Annotated in this window: 13 protein-coding genes; all 13 read left to right on the forward strand. The window is 41.5% G+C overall.

The window, feature by feature from the left end; all coding sequences use genetic code 11:
• Window positions 1-39: 39 nt before the first annotated feature.
• Complete coding sequence (locus tag JRG66_RS10965) at window positions 40-1278, forward strand: cellulase family glycosylhydrolase (protein WP_265162811.1); 1239 nt, start codon at window positions 40-42, stop codon at window positions 1276-1278.
• A 541-nt stretch (window positions 1279-1819) separates the two neighbouring features.
• Window positions 1820-2926, forward strand: coding sequence for an endo-1,4-beta-xylanase (locus JRG66_RS10970; RefSeq protein ID WP_265162812.1), 1107 nt, complete (start codon window positions 1820-1822; stop codon window positions 2924-2926).
• A 23-nt stretch (window positions 2927-2949) separates the two neighbouring features.
• A complete protein-coding gene (locus tag JRG66_RS10975; protein WP_265162813.1) occupies window positions 2950-4884 on the forward strand; it encodes a glycoside hydrolase family 97 protein in 1935 nt (644 codons plus the stop codon).
• Between the two features lie 31 nt (window positions 4885-4915).
• Window positions 4916-6241, forward strand: coding sequence for a glucuronyl esterase domain-containing protein (locus JRG66_RS10980; protein ID WP_265162814.1), 1326 nt, complete (start codon window positions 4916-4918; stop codon window positions 6239-6241).
• A 5-nt stretch (window positions 6242-6246) separates the two neighbouring features.
• Window positions 6247-7803: a glycoside hydrolase family 43 protein gene (locus JRG66_RS10985; RefSeq protein ID WP_265162815.1), complete on the forward strand. Its 1557-nt coding sequence runs from the start codon at window positions 6247-6249 to the stop codon at window positions 7801-7803.
• A 91-nt stretch (window positions 7804-7894) separates the two neighbouring features.
• The gene (locus JRG66_RS10990) at window positions 7895-9163 is read left to right on the forward strand and encodes a family 43 glycosylhydrolase (protein ID WP_265162816.1); all 1269 of its coding nucleotides are present in this window, start codon (window positions 7895-7897) and stop codon (window positions 9161-9163) included.
• A gap of 5 nt (window positions 9164-9168) precedes the next feature.
• A complete protein-coding gene (locus JRG66_RS10995) occupies window positions 9169-11667 on the forward strand; it encodes a glycoside hydrolase family 95 protein (RefSeq protein WP_265162817.1) in 2499 nt (832 codons plus the stop codon).
• Window positions 11668-11678: 11 nt separating this feature from the next.
• Window positions 11679-14378 (forward strand): alpha/beta hydrolase-fold protein, encoded by a 2700-nt coding sequence (locus JRG66_RS11000; RefSeq protein WP_265162818.1) that lies wholly within the window; start codon window positions 11679-11681, stop codon window positions 14376-14378.
• Window positions 14379-14411: 33 nt separating this feature from the next.
• Window positions 14412-15578 carry an alpha/beta hydrolase-fold protein gene (locus tag JRG66_RS11005; protein ID WP_265162819.1) on the forward strand — a complete coding sequence of 389 codons (1167 nt, stop codon included), beginning with the start codon at window positions 14412-14414 and terminating at the stop codon, window positions 15576-15578.
• Between the two features lie 78 nt (window positions 15579-15656).
• Window positions 15657-16616 (forward strand): glycoside hydrolase family 43 protein, encoded by a 960-nt coding sequence (locus tag JRG66_RS11010; RefSeq protein WP_265162820.1) that lies wholly within the window; start codon window positions 15657-15659, stop codon window positions 16614-16616.
• A gap of 84 nt (window positions 16617-16700) precedes the next feature.
• The gene (locus tag JRG66_RS11015; protein WP_265162821.1) at window positions 16701-18662 is read left to right on the forward strand and encodes a glycoside hydrolase family 97 protein; all 1962 of its coding nucleotides are present in this window, start codon (window positions 16701-16703) and stop codon (window positions 18660-18662) included.
• Window positions 18663-18681: 19 nt separating this feature from the next.
• Window positions 18682-21276 carry a glycoside hydrolase family 31 protein gene (locus JRG66_RS11020; protein ID WP_265162822.1) on the forward strand — a complete coding sequence of 865 codons (2595 nt, stop codon included), beginning with the start codon at window positions 18682-18684 and terminating at the stop codon, window positions 21274-21276.
• Entirely contained in the window at window positions 21273-22634 is a 1362-nt protein-coding gene (locus tag JRG66_RS11025) for a glycoside hydrolase family 43 protein (RefSeq protein WP_265162823.1), read from the forward strand. The genes JRG66_RS11020 and JRG66_RS11025 overlap by 4 nt, the downstream gene beginning before the upstream one ends.
• The last annotated feature ends 16 nt before the right edge of the window (window positions 22635-22650 follow it).

Raw genomic sequence — 22650 nt, forward strand, 5'->3', positions numbered from 1 at the left:
AAAAGAGTAATATTTCTATTCATTTTGCTACTTGTGTTGGTGAGATGTTCAACTGATGACTCGCCCCTGCCGGAAGAAGAGGCTAATGAAGAAAATCCCATTGAGGAAGAAGATGGGGGCGATGAGACAGAGGGAGATACTTCAGGGGATTTTGAATGGCCCTTGAATACTTCCCAATTAAATGTGGACGGAAGGTTTTTAAAAAACTCCTGTGGAGAAGAAATTCTCCTTCATGGGGTGGCTATGACTCCCAATCCCTGGTTTAACGGCGGACATGTGGGGGAATGGCGGTGGAACAATTATGATGTGCACGGAGCACTGGAGTATAATAAAAAGGTAATGGATAAATTGACCAATAAGGATAATGATGGCTGGTACCTTAACATGGTACGATTGCACATAGATCCTTATTGGTCAAACAATCCCGGTGCTGAAGTAGATGGTGAAAAAGATATTTCCCAATTTAATTTTGACAGGTTTGTAGAGGGAGTTAATAATGTTATTATTCCTTTAATTGAGCATGCAAAATCCCGCGGAATGTATGTTATCCTTAGGCCGCCAGGAGTATGTCCTGAAAGGATTGATGTTGGAGACGAATATCATGAATACCTTAAAAAAGTATGGAATTATCTTTCAGGTCATGAAAAGTTGAAGGCTTATGACCATTTAATGTTTGAACTGGCAAATGAACCTATTCACATACTGGGCACTAATGGAGAATGGGGTAGCAATTCCCAACCGCATTTTGATAAATTAAAAATGTTTTTTCAGCCTCTAGTTGATATGATTCGTGAAAATGGATTTCAAAATGTTATTTGGATTCCCGGTTCTGGATATCAATCTCATTATAAAGGCTACGCAAATAATCCTATTGAGGGGAATAACATAGGATATTCAGTACATATCTATCCGGGATACTGGGGAATGGATAATAATGATCCGGGAACCTTTAGGAAAAACTGGAATGAAAATATTCAACCGGTTGCAGATTTTGCACCCATAGCTGTTACAGAGATAGACTGGGCGCCAGATGGATATAGTGCCTGGGGTGAAGGCGGTGTAACTGGAGAAGCCGGGGCCTGGGGATTCGGAGCCAATTTTAAAGCTCTTGCCGATGAAAGTGGCAATGTAAGCTGGAATTTGCTGGCTCCCGAAAATTTAATCCATAACGGAGATCCACAAGGGGGAGTGGCCTATAATAATGATCCCGAAGCATGTGCGAATCCGGCGAAAAAATGGTTCGCAGAATATGCTGAAAATTTGAAAAATTGTAATTAAAAAAAATTAAACTAATATATAAATCCTTTGATCGAAAGTAGAAGGAGGAAGTTTAATCTAACTAACCTCTGTTTATGGAATATAGTTCTCTTGGAGCTCATTAAAAATACTTTTTTGAACCAGTTTCATCTACTTTCCAGATGGCAGCTTTAAAATTAATTGACTGGTGTAAGAGAGAAAATTTAAAGTGGATTAGCCTTGATGAGCATTGGGAGAACTTTTTCTTTTATAGGGAGAAGTTATTTTTATTTATTCTGAATTGGTTTTTTCGGGGAGCAGGAAATTGAGTGTAAACAAGGAATATGTAGATATTACAAAATCTGGGCCGGATGAGAGAATTGATTTTTTGTGGAGATAATTTATCTTATAATACAGAGAAGAAATAAATGTTTTAATTTCCTATATTACAGTATTTTAACAGCAAGGATAAATTTTTATATATTTCTTGACTATTTAAATTCTAACAATCACTAAACACTAAACTATTAACACTATGAGGAGTAATAGGGTACTAACTTTTCTTATTTTTATAAGTGTAAGTTTGACATTTGCTAATTGTAAAGGCAGTAAAGAAATTGATTCAACTACTCACCATAGTTCAGAAGTAAAATTAAAGGATGCTTTTGAGAACAACTTCCATATTGGAACAACGCTCAATGCCTGGCAAATTATGGGAAGGCAGCCTGAAGAACTTAAAGTTGCAACAGAGAATTTTAATTCCATAGTTGCCGAAAATATTATGAAAAGTGCCCGTATTCAACCAAAAGAAGGGGAATTCAATTTTGAACTTGCTGATGAATTTGTCAAGATCGGCGAAGAAAATAACATGCACATCCACGGGCACACCTTGATATGGCACTCCCAGGCACCCGACTGGTTTTTTGTCGACAAAGATGGAAATACGGTTTCTAAAGAAGTGCTTGCCCAAAGAATGAAAGATCATATTCACGCGGTTGTGGGCAGGTATAAAGGAAGGATTCATTCCTGGGATGTGGTAAATGAGGCTATAGAAGACGACGGGAGTTATAGGAACAGCAAGTTCTATCAAATTTTAGGTGAAGATTTTATCAAACTGGCTTTTGAATTTGCCCACGAGACAGACCCTGAAGCCGTACTTTATTATAACGACTATTCTATGGCCAATCCCCGGAAGAGGGCCGGGGTGGTAAGAATGGTAGAAAAGCTTCAAAGAGAGGGTGTACCTGTTCACGGAATAGGAATGCAGGGACACATTGGATTAAATCATCCCGATATTCATGAATTTGAAAAAAGTTTGGAAGCCTATGGAAATCTGGGGAAAGTGATGATCACTGAACTGGACCTGAGTGTCCTGCCATCCCCCTGGGGCGATGCCGGCGCAGAAATCTCAGATAATTACGAGTATGAAGATAAAATGAATCCTTTTCCTGATGCTTTGCCAGCCGATGTGGAGCAGCAATTCACCAATAGATATGTAGAATTTTTTGAGCTTTTCCTGAAGCATCAGGATAAAATTGAAAGAGTTGCCCTTTGGGGTGTAAACGATGGAAATTCCTGGAAAAATAACTGGCCGGTGCGGGGAAGAACCGATTATCCGCTGCTATTCGATCGTGAAAATAATGCAAAACCTGTCGTAAAGGAGCTTATAGAATTAGCTTCGGCAAAATAACCCTACAAAATTTGAAATTAGAAATGAAAAAAGTCTTTTTACTTATCGGCCTGTTAGGCATTTTTCCATTTGTGCTAGCACAGGAAGCCACGATTAGCAGCCCCGATGATGCTTTGAGAGTAGAAGTAAACCTTAAATCTGGCATTCCCACCTATTCTGTTTTCTATAATAATGAAGTGGTGCTGGAAAAGTCCAGATTGGGTCTAAAAACAAATATTTCAGACTATTCCGAAGGCTTAAGTTTTGAAGGGAGTAAGACCAATTCCGTAGAAAAGAGTTATGAATCTAAAAAACTTAAAGATTCGGAGATCAATTATAAGGCACAGGAACTAACGGCCACTTTTACCACTCAAAAAGGGCAAAAAATGGATGTGGTTTTCCGGGTGAGTAATAATGACATCGCTCTTAGATATCATCTTCAAAAATACAGCGACACTATAGCCCATGTGGTTACAAAGGAATTTACCGGCTTTGATTTTCCAAAAACGGCAAAAAGTTTTTTAACACCTCAGTCCAAATCTATGGTGGGTTTCCAGCGAACAAAGCCCAGTTATGAAGAGGGCTATTACTTAGATCAGGATATTACTAAAGCTTCAGTCAATAATCTGGGGTATACCTTTCCTGCATTATTTAAAACCGAAGATCATTGGGTGCTTATTTCTGAAACAGGAGTTGACGGGACGTATGTCGCCTCTCACCTGAGTGATCCCAATGACGAGGGGGAATATACGATCGCTTTTCCCGATGCCACAGAAAATAACGATTTTGGTTCAACCGGAGCCGCAATCTCCCTTCCGTTTAGTACTCCGTGGAGAACTATTACAGTTGGAGAAAGTTTAAAACCCATAGTAGAGACTACAATTCCTTTTGATGTGGTAGAACCACTTTATGAGGCTTCACAGGATTATGAGTTCGGGCGGGGCGTTTGGAGCTGGATCATGTGGCAGGATGCAAGTATGAATTATGACGATCAGGTAACTTACATCGATTTTGCTGCTGAAATGGGCTATGAATACATCCTGATTGATGCACTTTGGGACCAGAATATCGGGTACGACAGGATGGAAGAGCTTATTGATTACGCCGATAGTAAAAATGTAGATGTTTTCTTATGGTACAACTCTAACGGTGTGGCCAACGACGCCCCAATGACTCCGCGGCACAAAATGCACCGGGCTATTACCCGCAAACAGGAAATGCAGTGGTTGCAGGAAAACGGGGTAAAAGGCCTGAAAGTTGATTTTATGGGGGGTGATAAACAGGAGACCATTCAGCTTTATGAAGATATAATGTCCGATGCCAATGACCACGGATTAATGATGATCTTTCACGGAGCCACAATCCCGAGAGGCTGGGAAATCATGTACCCTAATTTTATAAGTACTGAAGCTGTTCTTGCTTCAGAAAATTTAATGTTCAGTCAGTATGCAAACGACCAGGAGGCAAGAAGTGCTGCCATTCATCCTTTTATAAGGAATACGGTGGGAAGTATGGATTTTGGCGGTACTGTGCTAAACGAACGCTACAACCGCACCAATGACGGTGGAAACTTTAGAAGAACCTCTGATGCCTTTCAACTGGCAACTGCAGTGCTATTCCAAACGCCGGTTCAGTTTTTCGCTTTAACACCGAATAACCTCGAAGACGCTCCGGAATTTGCTGTGGACTTTATGAAAAATATCCCTACCACCTGGGATGAGGCCATTTTTATTGAAGGATATCCGGGCGAGTACAGCATAATAGCAAGAAGGCACAAGGATCAATGGTATATTGCCGGGATCAATGCTTCAAAAGAAGCAAAAAAGCTGAGCTTCTCCCTTCCTGAACTGAAAGGAAATACATTCAATATTATCAATGATTCTAAAAAAGGGAAAACGGAAAAGAAAGAAATCAAACAAAAAAGAGGAAAGTTTGAAGTGACCATTCAACCCCAGGGTGGATTCGTGATTACAAATTAGCACAGGTTCCTCCTCCTGAAAAACATTACAAATGAAACATTTATTTGTCATCTTGGTTTTTTTGAGCTGCGTTAATCAATCGGTGGCGCAGTTTTCTCAGCAGGAGCGGGACAGTATTTATCGTTTAAGTGCGCATGATCATCAGTTAATGCTGAAGGGATTAGGAATAGATTCCTTACGGCCCGGACCTTCCGGAAATCCCAACGATCCTAATGCAGCGAATTCTGATGAATCCAAAGTTGCAGACTATAGCTTGCCCGAACTTTTGGTTTTTAAAGATGGATCAAAAGTAACTTCGGTGTCTGAATGGGAAAAGCGCAGGCAGGAGATCAAAGAAGATTTTGATACCGAAGTCTATGGGAGATTCCCTGAAAGTATTCCCGCTGTAAACTGGCAAGTGGTTTCCAGAAAAGATTCAGTTATTGGCGAGTATCCGGTGCAGGTTGAGGAACTTTTGGGAGTGGTAGATAACGCTGCTTATCCCGAAATTGAGGTCAAAATTCAGATGACCCTTACCCTTCCAAAAAATAGCACTAAACCTGTCCCGGTAATCTTGAAATTCGACTGGAACTTTTCTGCTGGGTTTTTTCCTGAGCCTGAGCAGGAAATACCCTGGCAGGAACAATTACTGGCTCAGAACTGGGGTTATGCCAGCCTGATCCCGACAAGCTATCAGGCCGATAATGGCGCCGGACTTAGACAAGGAATTATCGGATTAGTGAATAAAGGCGAACCTCGAAAACTTGATGATTGGGGCGCTTTAAAAGCCTGGGCCTGGGGTGCCGGCCGTGCGCTTGATTATTTTGAAAATCATTCAAAAGTTAATGCTAAAAAGGTAGCTATAGAAGGCCTTTCCCGCTACGGGAAAGCTGCAATGCTCACTATGGCCTACGATGATAGATTTGCTGTGGGATTCATAGGTTCTGCTGGAGCAGGTGGTACAAAGATTCTGCGGCGTAATTTTGGGGAACAGGTAGAGAATTTGGTCTCCAGTTCCGAATATCACTGGTTTGCTCCCAATTTTATAAAATACGGCGGACCTTTAGAAACAAAAGACCTTCCGGTAGATGCACATCATTTGATTGCGCTTGCAGCGCCACGCCCGGTTTTTATCAGCAGTGGCGATCCTAAAGTTGAAGGAAACTGGATAGACGCCAGGGGTATGTTTTTAGCCGGAGTCCACGCGAGTCCTGCTTATGAAATCTATGATAAAAAGGGACTTTCAAAAACTGAATTTCCTCAAGTTGGGGAGTTTTTATCTGAAGGAAAAATCGCCTTTAGAATACACGAAGGCGGTCATACCGTGGTGCCTAACTGGCCTTATTTTATAGAATTTGCCAAACCCTATTTCAAATAAAGAATATGAAAAAGAGAAATCTACTCATTATAATCTTAAGTCTGTTTTGTAGCCATCATGTCTTGGCACAAGCCCAAAATCCTATTATCCACGCCGATGTTCCCGATGCTTCAATCATCAGGGTTGGTGATACCTATTATATGAGCAGCACCACGATGCACGTAAATCCCGGGGTGCCAATTATGAAGTCAAAAGATTTGGTAAACTGGGAAATAGTGAATTACGCTTATGATACTTTGGGAAATACAGATGCCCTGAATATGGAAAATGGGGAAAATGCCTACGGAAGAGGATCCTGGGCAAGTAGCCTTCGTTACCATAATGATACTTTTTACGTTTCCACTTTTTCGAGCACCACAGGAAAAACCTATATTTTCAAAACAAAAGATATTGAAAATGGCACTTTTGAAGAAATTTCTTTTAGCCCGTCTCTTCACGATAACACCTTATTTTTTGATGATGACGGAAAGACTTACCTCATTTGGGGTGGGGGAAAACTTAATATAGTAGAGCTTAAAGATGATCTTTCAGGAGTCAAGGAAGGTACAGAGCGGGTTCTGATTGAAAATGCTACTGAACCTATCGGATCAAACTATATTTTACCTGCCGAAGGATCTCAGTTATTTAAGGCCAATGGAAAATATTACTTGTTCAATATCGCCTGGCCAAGAGACGGGATGAGAACGGTGATCATTCACCGGGCCGATAAAATTACCGGGCCTTATGAAGGAAGACTGGCTTTTCAGGATAAAGGCGTGGCACAGGGTGGTTTGATCGACACGCCTGAAGGTGACTGGTTTGCCTATTTATTTAGAGATTACGGGGCAGTTGGGCGCATTCCTTACCTGGTGCCTGTAAAATGGGAAAATGGCTGGCCGGTTTTAGGTGAAAACGGCAAGGTGCCTGAAACCCTGAACCTTCCCGCGAGCAAAGGCTTGATCCCGGGAATTGTGGCTTCAGATGATTTTAACAGAAAGTTAGGAGATAAAGATCTGCCTCTGGTGTGGCAATGGAATCACAATCCGCAGGATGATTACTGGTCTGTAAAGGAACGTGAAGGCTATCTCAGGTTGACTACAGACAGGGTCGATACTTCCTTTTTAAATACCCGAAACACCCTTACCCAAAGAACCATTGGTCCAAAAAGTTCTGGCATAACCAAAATTGATCTTTCAGGAATGAAGGAAGGGGATTTTGCCGGGCTGGGATTGCTTCAGAAGAATTTCGGATTTGTAGGGGCTAAAATGAAAAATGATAAGAAGCACATTGTTATGGTCAATGGAGCTTCCGAAGAGCCTGTTGAAGTTGAAAGCATTCCTTTAGAACAGGAGGAGCTTTACCTTAAGGCCGTTGGAGATTTTCAAAACAGGAAAGATACAGCAGAATTTTACTACAGCCTCGATGGCGAAAACTGGAAGGCTATAGGTAACGAGCTCAAGATGTCATACACACTTCCTCACTTTATGGGCTACAGGTTTGCCCTGTTCAACTACGCCACAAAAGAAGCAGGTGGCCACGTAGATTTCGATTACTTTAAAATTGAAGCTGAAAAAAATAATTAAGATGAAACATTCAAAAATGCCGAAAACGATATCTCTTAGTGCGATTATATTTTTCCTGTCAGTAAATGCTTTTGCACAAAATCCGCTGATTATGGATCAGTTCACGGCAGATCCTACTGCAAGGGTATTTAACGGGAAATTATACGTGTTTCCTTCCCACGATATTGTACCACCGGAAGGCGAAGGCCGCGCCGAATGGTTCAATATGGCCGATTACCACGTGTTTTCTTCGGAAGATCTTACCAATTGGACAGACCACGGGAAAATTCTGGATCAAAAAGATGTTCCCTGGGCCGATCCCAGTGCTTACAGCATGTGGGCGCCAGATGCGGTATCCAAAAATGGCAAATTTTACTTCTATTTTCCCACCAGACTCAAAGACGCCGGAGATGGGGAAAAAGGTTTTTCCATAGGGGTGGCCATTGCCGACAAACCTGAAGGGTCTTATAAGCCCCAGCCCAACCCCATCAAAGGGGTGGGAGGCATAGACCCCAATGTTTTCATTGATAAAGATGGGCAGGCTTATTTATACTGGTCCCGTGGAAAAATTTATGGTGCAAAACTGAAGGCTAATATGCTGGAACTGGATTCAGAAATAAAGGTTTTTGAAGAGATCCCTCAAAAAGGGCATATTGAAGGGCCTTTTGTTTTTGAAAGAAATGGCATTTATTATATGACTTATCCGCATGTGGCCAATAATACCGAAAGGCTGGAATATGGAACTTCCGATAATCCTATGGGCCCTTTTACCCACCAGGGGGTTATTATGGATGAATCGGCTTCGGGAACCTGGACCAATCATCATTCCATTGTAAACTACAAAGATCAGTGGTACTTATTTTATCACGATAATGACCTTTCGCCCGATTTTGATAAAAATCGTTCAATTCGCGCAGATAGTTTGTTCTTTGAAGAGAACGGAAACATTAAAAAAGTGATTCCAACCAAACGCGGAGTGGGAATTACCTCCGGTACTTCTAAAATTCAGATAGACCGCTATAGCGCGAAAAGCAACTATGGAGCTGCTTCGGTGTTTTTGGACCGGCTTGATCCTTTCCAGGGTTGGAAAGTGGTTTTAAATAAACCTGATGCCTGGGTGAAATACAACCGGATTGATTTTGGAGCTGAAGGTCCCAAAAATGTCAAAATCCGGGCAAGATCTTTAAGCGGCGGAACCATTGCGCTGAAACTGGCCGGTGAAAACGCACAGGAGATTGCTGAAGTCACCATCCAAAAAGGTGGAAACTGGGATGTTTTTTCTGTTCCCGTTAAATCTGATATAAACGCTGTTCAGGATTTGATAGTGCAACTAAAAAGCGGTGCCGGGATAGAGATAAACTGGGTTCAATTTGAAAAATAATAAAGATGAGAATTGGTAAGATCAAAATTTCAACAAGTAGTTATTCCGGTTTGGGGTTTTCCGTCATTCTGGGAATGCTGTTTTTGATCTCACCTTTGAAGTCCCGGAGCCAGGAAGATTCCCAATTAAAACTCTGGTATGATAAGCCTGCTGAAAAATGGGTAGAGGCACTCCCTTTAGGAAACGGTCGATTGGGGGCAATGGTTTATGGAGATCCACAGGAAGAGATCATTCAGTTAAATGAGAATACGATCTGGGCAGGACAACCTAACCGGAATGACAATCCTGAAGCCAAAGCCTATTTACCCGAAGTGCAAAAACTTCTGTTTGAAGGAAAAAGTGGGAAAGCCCAGCAGCTCGTTAATCAGCATTTCATAAGCAAAACTTCCCACGGAATGCCTTATCAAACCGCAGGGAACCTGAAATTATCTTTTCCGAATCACCAAAATTACACTGAATATTACCGGGAACTGGATTTGGAGACTGCGGTTACCACAACTCGCTATACAGTTGGAGGTATTGGTTATGAAACCAAAGTATTCGCTTCCCATCCCGATCAGGTGATCGTGGTGCAAATTACGGCAGATAACCCCGGAGCTTTAAATTTCACAGCTACAATGGATCGCCCCGGGGGTGCTGAAGTTTCAGCTGAAAATGGGACTTTAAAACTACAGGGTAAAACCAGTGATTTCGAGGGCATAGAAGGTAAAGTTGAATTCCTGGCCATCTCTAAAATTCAGACTGAAGGCGGAGAAATAGTTTCAGAAAATGAAACTCTTAAAATTCAGAATGCCGACAGTGCGACTATTTATATCTCTATCGCTTCGAATTTTAAAAATTATAAAGATCTCAGTGTCGATGAGGAAGCAAAAGCAGAAGAATATCTTTCAGCAATAGAAAAAAAGAAGTCAGCAGAGATCTATAAAACCCATCTTGAAGATTACCAAACCTATTTTAATCGGGTGTCTCTTGATCTTGGTGAAACTGAAGCTGCGAAATTACCAACGAATGAAAGGATCATAAATTTTAAAACCGGAAATGATCCTGCTCTTGTTTCCCTGTATTTTCAGTTTGGGCGCTATCTTTTAATTGCCTCCTCCAGGCCGGGGACACAACCCGCCAACCTGCAGGGAATCTGGAACGACCAGTTAACTCCTGCCTGGGATAGCAAGTACACGGTAAACATCAATGCCGAAATGAATTACTGGCCGGCGGAGATCACAAATCTTTCTGAATTTCACGAGCCGTTGATTCAGATGGTAAAAGAACTTTCAGAAGTCGGAAGAAAAACTGCCAAAGATATGTACGGCGCAGAAGGCTGGGTGATGCACCACAATACAGATATCTGGCGTATGACAGGCGCTATAGACGGCTCTTATTGGGGAATGTGGCCAATGGGCGGGGTCTGGCTTTCCCAGCATTTATTCGATAAATATGATTTTTCAGGAGATAAGGAGTTTTTAAAGTCGGTTTATCCAATAGTAAAAGAGGCTTCAAAATTTTACCTGGATTTTATGGTCAGGGAGCCGGAAAATAACTGGCTGGTGGTATCGCCTTCCATTTCCCCGGAACACGCACCTACCGCGCATACTGAATCCTCATTGACTTATGGAGCTACGATGGATAATCAGCTGATTTTCGACCTGTTTTCAAAGACAGCAAAAGCGGCAGAAATCCTGGGAGATGATAAAGATTTTATAGCTGAACTGAATGAAAAACTTCAGGAATTGCCTCCAATGCAAATTGGCAGTTGGGGACAACTACAGGAGTGGATAAAGGATTGGGATGACCCTAACAGCAGCCACAGGCACGTTTCTCATTTATACGGACTTTATCCGTCCAACCAGATTTCCCCATACCGGAATCCGAAATTATTTGAAGCTGCAAAAACTTCTTTGGTGGCCAGGGGCGATGAGTCTACCGGCTGGTCTATGGGCTGGAAGGTAAACCTGTGGGCGAGATTACTGGATGGCGATCATGCCCTGAAGTTAATTAAAGATCAGTTAACCCCTTCAATGCAGGAAGGCCACAGCGAAAAAGGCGGCACTTATCCCAACCTTTTTGATGCGCACCCTCCATTCCAAATAGATGGAAATTTTGGGTGCACTGCCGGGATTGCCGAGATGCTTCTACAAAGTCACGATGGCGCCATTCATATTCTGCCTGCTCTGCCTGAAGCCTGGAGTAAAGGAAAGGTGTCAGGTTTAAGAGCTCGGGGAGGATTTGAAGTAGCTCTTGAATGGGAGAATAACAAGCCTGGAAAAATTCTTATTAAATCTCAATTAGGGGGTGTTGCGAGGATTCGTTCATATAGCCCGTTAGAAGGTGAAGGTTTGGAAGAAGCAAATGGTGATAATTCTAATCCTTTTTATCAGGTTTCAGAAATAAAAGATCCCATTACTGCTCACAATATAGACATGCAGAAGCCGACGCTAAAAAAAATATATGAATACGATCTTACAACCTCGAAAAGGGGGGAGTATATAATTAAAATTGATAAATAACCTTTTTAAAGATGAAAATTAAAATTCTTCTCTGTATTGGATGCTTTCTTGCAATGCTACAGGCATCTGCCCAGGATTCCGATTTTCATATTTACCTGGCTTTCGGTCAGTCAAATATGGAAGGACATGCCAGATTTGAACCCCAGGACACTGTTGCTTTGAATGACCGGTTTAAGGTGCTTCAGGCTGTAGATTGCCCGGAATTAGGACGAAAAAAAGGAGAGTGGTATACTGCAAAGCCACCGCTCACCAGATGTAACACAGGTTTAACACCAACCGATTACTTCGGAAGGGAAATGATCAAAAATTTACCGGAGAATATTAAGGTTGGAGTGGTAAATGTTTCTGTAGGAGGCACAAAAATTGAACTTTTTGACAGGGAGAATTACAAATCGTATGTGGAATCTGCGCCCGACTGGCTAAAAAACACGGTGAAGCAATACGACGGCGATCCTTATGGCCGGCTGGTGGAAATGGCTAAAATAGCACAGCAGGACGGGGTTATAAAGGGCATTTTACTGCATCAGGGGGAATCAAATACAGGTGACACGCTATGGCCCCAAAAGGTAAAGAAGGTTTATGATAATCTTATGCAGGATTTAAATCTGAATCCTTCAGAAGTGCCATTGCTCGCCGGAGAAATGGTGAGTAAGGAAGAAGGGGGTGTATGTGCCAGTATGAACGAGATCATTGCAAAATTGCCGGAGGTGATTCCCAACAGTTACGTAGTATCTTCAGAAGGTTGTAACGGGATGAGTGACCATCTTCACTTTACACCCGAAGGTTACCGAAAACTCGGTAGGCGATATGCAAAGAAAATGTTGGAAGCCCAGAGGTTTAAAGGTCTGGAAAAAGAGGCTCCTGCCGGTTTTGACCAGAGAAGAGAAAACATCTCACGCGGAAAGATCGATACTGTCACTTATAAATCTAAAACAGTAGGGACAAACCGAAAGGCTCTGGTCTACACTCCCCCAAAATATTCTAAAAATAAAAAATATCCGGTTCTGTATCTTTTACACGGGATTGGAGGAGATGAAAAGGAATGGCTTAGAGGGGGCAATCCACAGGTGATCCTTGATAATTTATACGCCGATGCTAAGGCAGAACCTATGATCGTGGTAATGCCAAATGGAAGGGCAATGAAGGACGATCGTGCGGTGGGAAATATTTTTGACAGTACAAAAGTCGCGGCATTCGCAAATTTTGAAAAAGACCTGCTGAATGACCTTATCCCATTTATAGAGAAAAATTACCCGGTGATAAAGAACAGGGAAAATAGGGCAATTGCCGGACTTTCTATGGGGGGCGGTCAGACTTTGAATTTTGGGCTTGGGAATCTGGATACTTTCTCCTGGGTGGGAGCATTCTCTGCAGCACCAAATACCAAGAGTCCGGAAGAATTGGTTCCGCAGCCACAAAAAGCCAGGGAAAAACTTAATCTTTTGTGGATTTCCTGCGGAGATGAAGACAACCTGTTGCCTTTTAGTCAGCGTACTCATGAATATTTGGTTAAACAGGATGTGCCTCATATTTATTATTTAGAACCGGGAGGTCATGATTTTAAAGTCTGGAAGAATGGGTTGTATATGTTCTCAAAACTCTTGTTTAAGCCTGTAGAGGAATCAAAATTCAATAAATACAGCTTGCTGGGTACGCCAGCCTCAACCAATGTGAGGAATTCGAAATATCCCCAGATATTACCAGACGGCCGTGCCGTTTTTCGGCTTAAAGCTCCCGAAGCCAGGGATGTAAAACTGGATTTAGACCGCAAATACGATATGGATAAGAACAAGGAAGGAGTATGGGAAGTTACCACCGATTCCTTAACCGAAGGCTTACATTATTATTCTCTTATTATAGATGGTGTAGCCGTTGTTGATCCAGGTAGTGAGGCATTTTATGGAATGGGAAGAATGGCCAGCGGAATTGAGGTTCCTTTCAAAGGAGATGAATATTATACTTTGAAAAATGTGCCGCATGGGGATGTGAGAATGGAAAAGTACTTTTCTCCGGTTTTAAACAGCTGGAGGACATTCTATGTATACACCCCACCTGGGTATGATCAAAATACCAGTACAAATTACCCTGCACTTTATATTTATCATGGCGGTGGAGAAGATGAAAGAGGTTGGGTTCAACAGGGAAGGACAAATGTAATTCTCGATAATCTTATTGCTGAAGGCAAAGCAGAACCTATGCTGGTGATCATGCCCGACGGGAATATGCCAGGTACAGGGTTTAGTGAAAATGGCCTCCGAATGTTTGAAAGGGAATTAAAGGAAGGCTTGATCCCCTTTATTGAAAATAAATATAGGGTTAAAGGAAATGCAGAAAATAGAGCACTTGCCGGCCTTTCCATGGGAGGACTTCAAACGCTCTATGCAGGAGTACAAAATACCGATCTATTCTCATACCTGGGGGTTTTCAGTTCAGGATGGTTTGCGAATGATAATGAAATACCTAAAGGACAGTATGAATTCATGAGTGAGAATTCAGAAAAAATTAATAATGGCCTCAATGTATTCTGGTTATCTATGGGAGGAAAGGAAGATATTGCCTATAACAATAATAAGGTTATGATGCAGAGATTTGATAACATCGGCATCAAATATATCTACAGTGAATACCCGGGAGGACATACCTGGCCGGTGTGGAGAAATGACTTGTACAGATTTGCACCCCTGCTGTTTAAAACCGGAGCTCAAGAATAAAAAATCAATTATGGAATCTGAAAACGTTTTATTATGAAACATCGATTATTATTAATGGCTTTTCTTTTTACCGGTGTCTTTTGCTTTGCACAAACAGAGGACGAAAAGATGGTGGAAGATTTTGAACCTTCTGTGGTAAACCAACCCGGAAAGGAATTTCCTAAAGTTAATTCAGAAGGAAGGGTACGGGTTCAGATTGAAGCGCCGGAAGCAAAAAAGGTGCAACTGGATATTGGCGGTGTGAAGTATGACCTTGAAAAAAATGAAAAGGGGATGTGGATCGGGGAATCTGCTCCCCAGGATGAAGGATTTCACTATTACCAGCTGAATATTGACGGTGCTTCAGTGCCAGACCCGGGATCAAAATATTATTATGGCGCCGGTCGTTGGGGGAGCGGCATTGAAATTCCGGCTAGCGATAAAGAATTTTATGAGTTGAAAGATGTCCCCCATGGAAGCGTTTCTGAGAATATTTATTTCTCTGAAATAACTAGGGAATGGAGACGGAATTTTGTCTTCACCCCTCCCGGCTATTTTGAAAATATGGATAAGAGATATCCGGTACTTTATCTTCAGCACGGCAGTTATGAAGATGAAACCGGTTGGTCCTCCCAGGGACATGCAAACCTTATCCTGGATAATCTAATTGCAGAAGGGAAAGCAGAACCTATGATCATCGTAATGGACAACGGCTATGCGTATAAACCCGAAGACCTGGAAAAGGCTGGAGAAAATCGTCCCAGATCTTCTTTTGAAGATGTTCTAATAAAAGAAGTCGTTCCTCAAATTGATGGGAAATTCAGAACAATTCCCAATCGTGAACACAGAGCTATAGCCGGTCTTTCCATGGGGGCCAGCCAGACCATGAGCATTATAATGAATAATCTCGATCATTTTGCTTACTACGGAGGATTTAGTGGAACAGCAAATTTCCCCGGAGATAAAAAAGTGGATGCCGGTACCTTTCTCAATGGTGCCTTTAGCAATGCTAAAGATGTTGAAGAAAAACTGGATGTGATCTTTTTAAGCCTGGGTACTAAAGAGGCTGAAGTTTTCTTTAAAACAGTGAATGCCTTTCGTGATATGCTTGAAAAGCAGGATATCGATTATATTTTTTATTCGTCACCTGAAACCGGGCATGAATGGCTGACCTGGAGAAGAAGTTTATATCAATACGCTCAGTTGATATTTAAAAAATAATTAGATCATAAATATTTAATACTTAAGAATAAATAAGCAGATCTCGATCAGAAAAGTTTAACGGTAAAAATTTATACTATGAAAATTCAAAAAATATTGACAGGCTTCGGGTTTATTTTGGCAATAGGTTCAGGCTTTTCCCAAAACCCAATTATAAAATCCCCTTTTACGGCAGATCCGGCACCAATTGTACATAATGAGACTTTATACCTGTATACCAGTCATGATACAGCATCTGTAGCTTCAACCAATTATGAAATGAAAGACTGGTTGGTGTTTTCTACTACAGACATGAAGAACTGGACCAATCACGGGCCAAAGCTATCTCCCAAAGATTTTTCCTGGGCAACCGGGGATGCCTATGCAGCTGAGGTTGAAGAAAGGGACGGGAAATTTTATTTCTATGTATCCACTTTTCATAAAGATGATGACAGGAGCAATGGGGGTGCTGCAATAGGAGTAGCAGTAGCCGATTCTCCATTGGGACCATTTAAGGATGCCATAGGAGAAGCTTTGATCTATAATGAAATGACCACCGATAACCCACACGGGTGGGATGATATAGATCCTTCAGTCTTTGTGGATGATGATGGGCAGGCATATTTGTATTGGGGTAACGGGAGCCTTAAAACTGTTAAATTAAAAGATAATATGGTCGAACTAGATGGACCTATTCAATATGATAATCCCAAGAATTTCATAGAAGGGCCGTGGGTCTACAAAAGAAAAGGAATTTATTATTTGGTCTATGCCAGCAAGGGGGAAGAACGTGAAAGAATTGAATATGCAACCTCAGATAGTCCGGTAGGTCCCTGGGAGTATCAGGGAATATTAGCAGATAGCGCTCCGAACAGTTTCACCATTCATCCGGGGATCATTGAGTACAAAGGGAAAGACTATTTCTTTTACCATAACGGAGTGTTGCCAACAGGGGGAAGTTACCGCCGTTCTGTTGCGGTAGATTATATGCATTACAATGAAGACGGTACTATTCAGAAAGTAGAACAAACAGAAGAAGGAGTAGAAGCTATAGAATAGATTTTGCTTCTCTTCCAAAGAAATGAATTCCATTATCAGCCGTATTAGGTCATTAAAACAAACCTCTAATTATAAATACCCTGAATGATAGAGAAGAAAATAAATAGAAGGGGAGAAGTCATTAAAAATAGTTTTCTGCTTTTTTTGATACTCCTAACTTCAAGTGCGTTTTCCCAGAAACTTAGCTTAAACTCCCCAAACGAACAAATAAGTGTGAGGTTGTGGAATGAGGAGCAGGCGGAGTTTGGGGAATGGTATCTTGAAGTTAACTATGAGACAAATGGGGAGGTTAAAACAGTAATTCCAAAAATTGATTTGGGATTGGTGCGCAGTGATCAGGATTTTTCAAAAGAGCTGAAGTTTATAAGATCCGGGAGGAAAAAGCAAGTTAATGATGATTATGTTACCCTACACGGTAAAAGGTTACAAAGAGCCAACTCGGCTAACGAAGTAGTGGTATTTTTTGAGCGGCCCGATAAATCAAAAATGAATTTGATTCTTCGTGCTTATAATGACGGTCTGGTTTTTCGCTATGAATTTCCTGAAAAAGATAAGTCTTCTTATGTAATTAAAGAAGAAATGACCTCTTATACAATTCCGGATAGTTCAAAACGCTGGCTACAAAAGTTCAATCCTGCAAATGAAGGTTATTACCGGGAAATGAAAGATGCAAGGGAGCAGAAAGACTGGGCTTATCCTGCTCTTTTTCAGGCGCCAGACAGCACTTACTTTTATTTAATTCATGAAGCTGACTTAATGAGGAGCTACGCAGGGACGAAACTAACTAATTACGAAGAACCTTCTAAGTACAAGCTCACATTTCCTGACGCCTGGAATGGCAGGGAACAGGGAGAATCCCAACCTACAATAAACCTGCCCTGGAAATCTCCCTGGAGGGTAATAATAATTGGCGGACTGGATGATATTGTTTCCTCAACGCTTGTAGATGATGTTTCTACACCATCTTTAGTCGAAAATACTGAATGGATAAAACCCGGGCTGGTATCCTGGAATTATTGGTCTAATAACCATGGAACAAAAGATTACCAGGTGGTGCGCAAATTTACTGATCTGGCAGTAGAAATGGGTTGGCCCTACACCTTACTGGACTGGGAGTGGGATGCTATGGGCAATGGAGGTAATTTGGATGACGCCCTGGAGTACATACATTCAAAGGGAATAAAACCTTTAATATGGTACAATTCCGGGGGTGATCACACCTGGGTAGAAGCTACTCCAAAAGACAGGATGTTAACTCATGAAAACAGGGTGGAGGAGTTTACCAAACTAAAGAAAATGGGAATTGTCGGGGTCAAGGTTGATTTTTTCGAAAGTGAAAAACAGGATATGATCAACTATTATATGGATATTCTGGAAGATGCTGCAGATTTTGAGATGCTGGTTTTTTTCCACGGTAGCCTGGTGCCCAGAGGCTGGGGTAGAACTTATCCTCATCTTATGACCTATGAAGGAGTTCGCGGTGCCGAATGGTACAATAACGGTCCAGATTTCACTTATGAAGCGCCTGTACATAATACTATTCTGCCGTTCACAAGGAATGTTGTTGGTTCTATGGATTACACACCGGTAACTTTTACCAATTCTCAATATCCCCACATAACTTCTTATGGCCATGAACTGGCTCTGGGAGTGCTTTTTGAGTCTGCTTTACAGCACATGGCCGACAGGCCCGAGGGATATAGATCTCTCCCGGCAGAAATAATTTCGTTCCTCATGGATCTACCGGTCACCTGGGATGACACCAAATTACTGGATGGATATCCCGGGCAGGGAGTCACCATGACCCGTCAAAAAGAGGAAATCTGGTATATAGCTGGAATTAACGGAGAAGAAAAGGTAAAGGACCAGGTGTTAAGCTTTGACTTTTTACCTGAAGACAAAAAGTACAGGCTAAGCTTATTTGCAGATGGAGATCATGATAAAGAATTTTCCATCAGCTATCAGGTAGTGGATAGAAATAGTTCAGTTGGTGTGAAGTTGCTGCGTCGGGGCGGCTTCGCAGGTTATTTATCTCCTATAGAATAAAAGATGTTAAGAGAAAAAAATGAATTTTAGAATAGCCGTCTTATTGTTTCTTTGTTTTCCGATAACCTCTATACCTCAGGAGAGGGTGTACGAACTTAAGAAGGATCGGCTTAGCATTAATCTGGAAGATGGTGTCTTAGAGATCATTCCGTTTTCTCCTAATGCTGTAAGAGTTCAAATGGAAATGGGAGGAATAAAGGAAAAGGAAGAACTTATTTTAGTAAATCAGCAGCCGTTTTCAGATTTTCAATTTTCACATGAAGAGGATCAACTTCAAATCAGCACAGATTCTATGCTGGTAACCTACAATAGGAAAGAGAGGACTCTTAATTTTTCAGATGTAAATGGAGAGATATTTCTCAGTGAAAAACCGGGAAGCCGAATTATGAAACCAAATTCAGTCATGGGAGAACCGGCATTTCTGGTGGAACAAACTTTCCATTCCCCCGAAGACGAGTTTTTATTTGGTCTGGGACAATTTCAGGATGGGCATTATAATCTTAGAAATATCAGCCGGAAATTGATACAGGTAAATTCTCAAATAGCTATTCCTTTTCTATACTCCAGCAAGGGGTATGGAATATTATGGCATCAATACGGCCTCACAGAATACAATCCGGCTGACAATGAAATTTCATTGGTCAGGGAGGAAAATGCGGATTCGGGTGGAGAGAAAGACCTGGTGGAAATCACTACTACCTCAGGAACCCAGAAGATCTCCCGGGAAGAAGCCCTTTATTCAGGAAAGTTTTCAGTAGATGAAGATGGGGATTATATCTTTATGTTGGATTTGGGCGATATGGATAGTCGTCATCTTGTAGTCATTGATGATTCGGCCATAATAGACCATTCCAATTTGTGGCTTCCTCCCGCAGCAAGTAAATCGGTACACCTAAAAGCAGGAGAACATAGTGTACAGGTAGTTAGTAAGTCTTCGAATACTCCTAAATTGTCCTGGAAAAAGGCAGATAATACTACTACTTTTCGCTCTCCTCATGCCAAGTCCCTTGATTATGTAGTTTTCAATGGTAATAGTGCTGATGAAGTTATAGGCAGCTATCGTGAATTATCCGGAAACACTCCCATGCTCCCTCTTTGGGCATATGGATTCTGGCAGTGTCGGGAAAGGTATACCTCAGCAAGTGATCTGGTGGAAACTGTCAAAGAATTCAGAAGGCGGGAATTACCTATGGATGTTATTGTGCAGGATTGGCAGTACTGGGGAGACCGTGGTTGGGGCGTACCTCAATTTGATGAAACCAATTATCCTAATCCCTCCGGATTTATTCAGGAGATACATGATCTAAATGCACATTTAACCATTTCCATATGGTCTAATCCCGACAAGAATTCAGAAATAGGTAAGGAATACGTCGAAAAAGGTTTGTTCATCCCTGAGACGAAATGGCTTGATTATTTTAATCCGGAAACAGGAAGACGTTACTGGCAGACGCTAAATGAAAATCTATTCACCCATGGGATAGATGGCTGGTGGATGGATGCCACCGAGCCGGAGAACGATGCGTTAACGGGAGAAATTACACATCGTGGTCCAGGCGAGTTTTACCGCTTAACTTATCCCTTGTTTGTGAGTGAATCAGTTTACGAAGGACAGCGAAGAGCCAATCCTGAGAAAAGGGTCACTATATTAACACGTTCGGCATTTGCAGGACAACATAGGTATGGAACAATTAATTGGTCAGGTGATATTGGTGGTACCTGGGAAGAGTATCAGAGGCAAATAGTTGCCGGCTTGAATTATTCGCTTACTGGAATGCCATTTTGGACTACCGATATTGGAGGATTTTTTCGTCCGGGGGCTTCACAGTATACTGATGAGAATTACAGGGAATTACTTACGAGGTGGTTCCAATGGGGAACATTTAATACGATTTTTAGGGTACATGGGTACCAATCTGAAACCGAACCCTGGAAATTTGGCGAAGAAGTAGAGTCTAATATGCGTAAAATGCTGGATCTTCGTTACCGTCTGCTTCCCTATATCTATTCAGGATCATGGCACATTTCTAAAAATGGATATACTATGATGCGTCCAATGGTTATGGATTTTCAGGACGATGCTGAGGCTGTGAACCAGTCAATGCAGTATATGCTTGGAGATTCTTTTCTGGTGGCCCCTGTTACTGAATTTGGCGCAGTAGAAAGACCTGTGTATTTACCAAAATCCAGCGACTGGTTTGATTTCTGGTCAAATAAAAAATTCACCGGGGGACAAACGATTTCAAGAACGACACCTATAGATATCATTCCTTTATTTATCAAAGCCGGATCCATTATTCCAATAGGTCCTGAAGTTCAATATTCTGAAGAGAAGGATTGGAAGGAACTTGAAATTCGAATTTATCCCGGAGCGGAAGCAACTTTTACATTGTATGAAGATGAAAACGATAATTATAATTATGAAGAAGGTGCTTATTCGGAGATCAATTTTCTCTGGAATGAAAATGAAAAGATGTTAACTATAGAAGAAAGAGAGGGAGATTTTGAAGGGATGTTCCAGAAGCGTTCATTTAATATCAGCCTGTTGAAAGACGGAGAGTGGATAAATAAACAAATTGAGTATAACGGAAATAAAGTAGAAGTAAAAATATGAAAGCAAACAGAGTAATATTATGCCTAATCCTGTTTTTGGTTTATAATAAAGGAATATCCCAAAACCCGATTATTCAAACGAATTATACAGCAGATCCTGCTCCCCTGATTTATAATGGTAAAGTTTATTTATATACCTCCCATGATGAAGCAGGGTCAACCTGGTTCACTATGAACGACTGGCGCTTGTACACCACCGAAGACATGGTCAACTGGACAGACCATGGGACGGTACTGGCCTATGATGATTTTGACTGGGCTAAACAGAATGCCTGGGCACCCCAGGCCATAGAGAGGCATGGTAAGTTTTATATGTACGTGCCTATAACTGCCAGGAATGGAAGGAATGGAATTGGTGTGGCGGTAGCCGATAGTCCATATGGACCATTCCTGGATCCTTTAGGAAAACCCTTGATTAGCAATAGTAATGCAGATATAGATCCCTCTGTATTTATTGACGATGACGGGCAGGCCTATCTTTTTTGGGGAAACCCCGAATGCTATTATGTGAAACTGAATGAAGACATGATAAGTTATGATGGGGAAATTAAAAAGATCCCTAATACCATTGAAGCATTTGGAAAACGCGAAGGGGAAGAAAATCCTCAACGCCCCACTACATATGAAGAAGGTCCCTGGTTGTACAAAAGAAATGGTATCTATTACATGTTTTTTGCCGCCGGACCTTTACCAGAACATATTGGCTATTCTACAAGTAACAGTATCACAGGTCCCTATAAATATCAGGGAGTGGTGATGCCTAGGGAAGGAGGCGCCTTTACAAATCATCCCGGAGTCATTGATTACAAGGGTAAAACCTATTTCTTTTATCACAATGCAGCCCTCCCCGGAGGAGGTGGGTTTACCCGTTCTGTAGCCGTGGAGGAATTGAAATTCAATGAAGATGGATCGATCCGGCAATTGAATATGACTAAGGGATTAGAGGACCCATTGAAACCTTTGAACCCATATATTAAAAATGAAGCAGAAACCATTGCCTGGTCCGAAGGTTTGAAGTCAAGAGAAAATGACATTGTAGGAAACTTCATTGTGGCTACCCACAACAATGCCTTTTCTACCGTCAAAAAAGTAGATTTTAGAGAGCAAGGTGCTTCTCGATTTACAGCCAGGGTGGGGACAACCCATAACGGGGATGTAAGTATGGAGATAAGACTCGATGCAGTAGATGGGGAACTGATTGGAACCCTAAAAGTGCCATTAACCGGAGGTAGTGATAGGTGGGAATTAGTGACTGTAGATATTGACAATATAACCGGTATACACGATGTATATTTTGTTTTTAAAGGAAAAGCACCCAGCGAGATACTCTACTTTGATTACTGGAAATTTGAAAAATAAATTAAGAATAGATACG

This window comes from Salinimicrobium tongyeongense (genome assembly GCF_026109735.1).
Classification (GTDB): Bacteria; Bacteroidota; Bacteroidia; order Flavobacteriales; family Flavobacteriaceae; genus Salinimicrobium; species Salinimicrobium tongyeongense.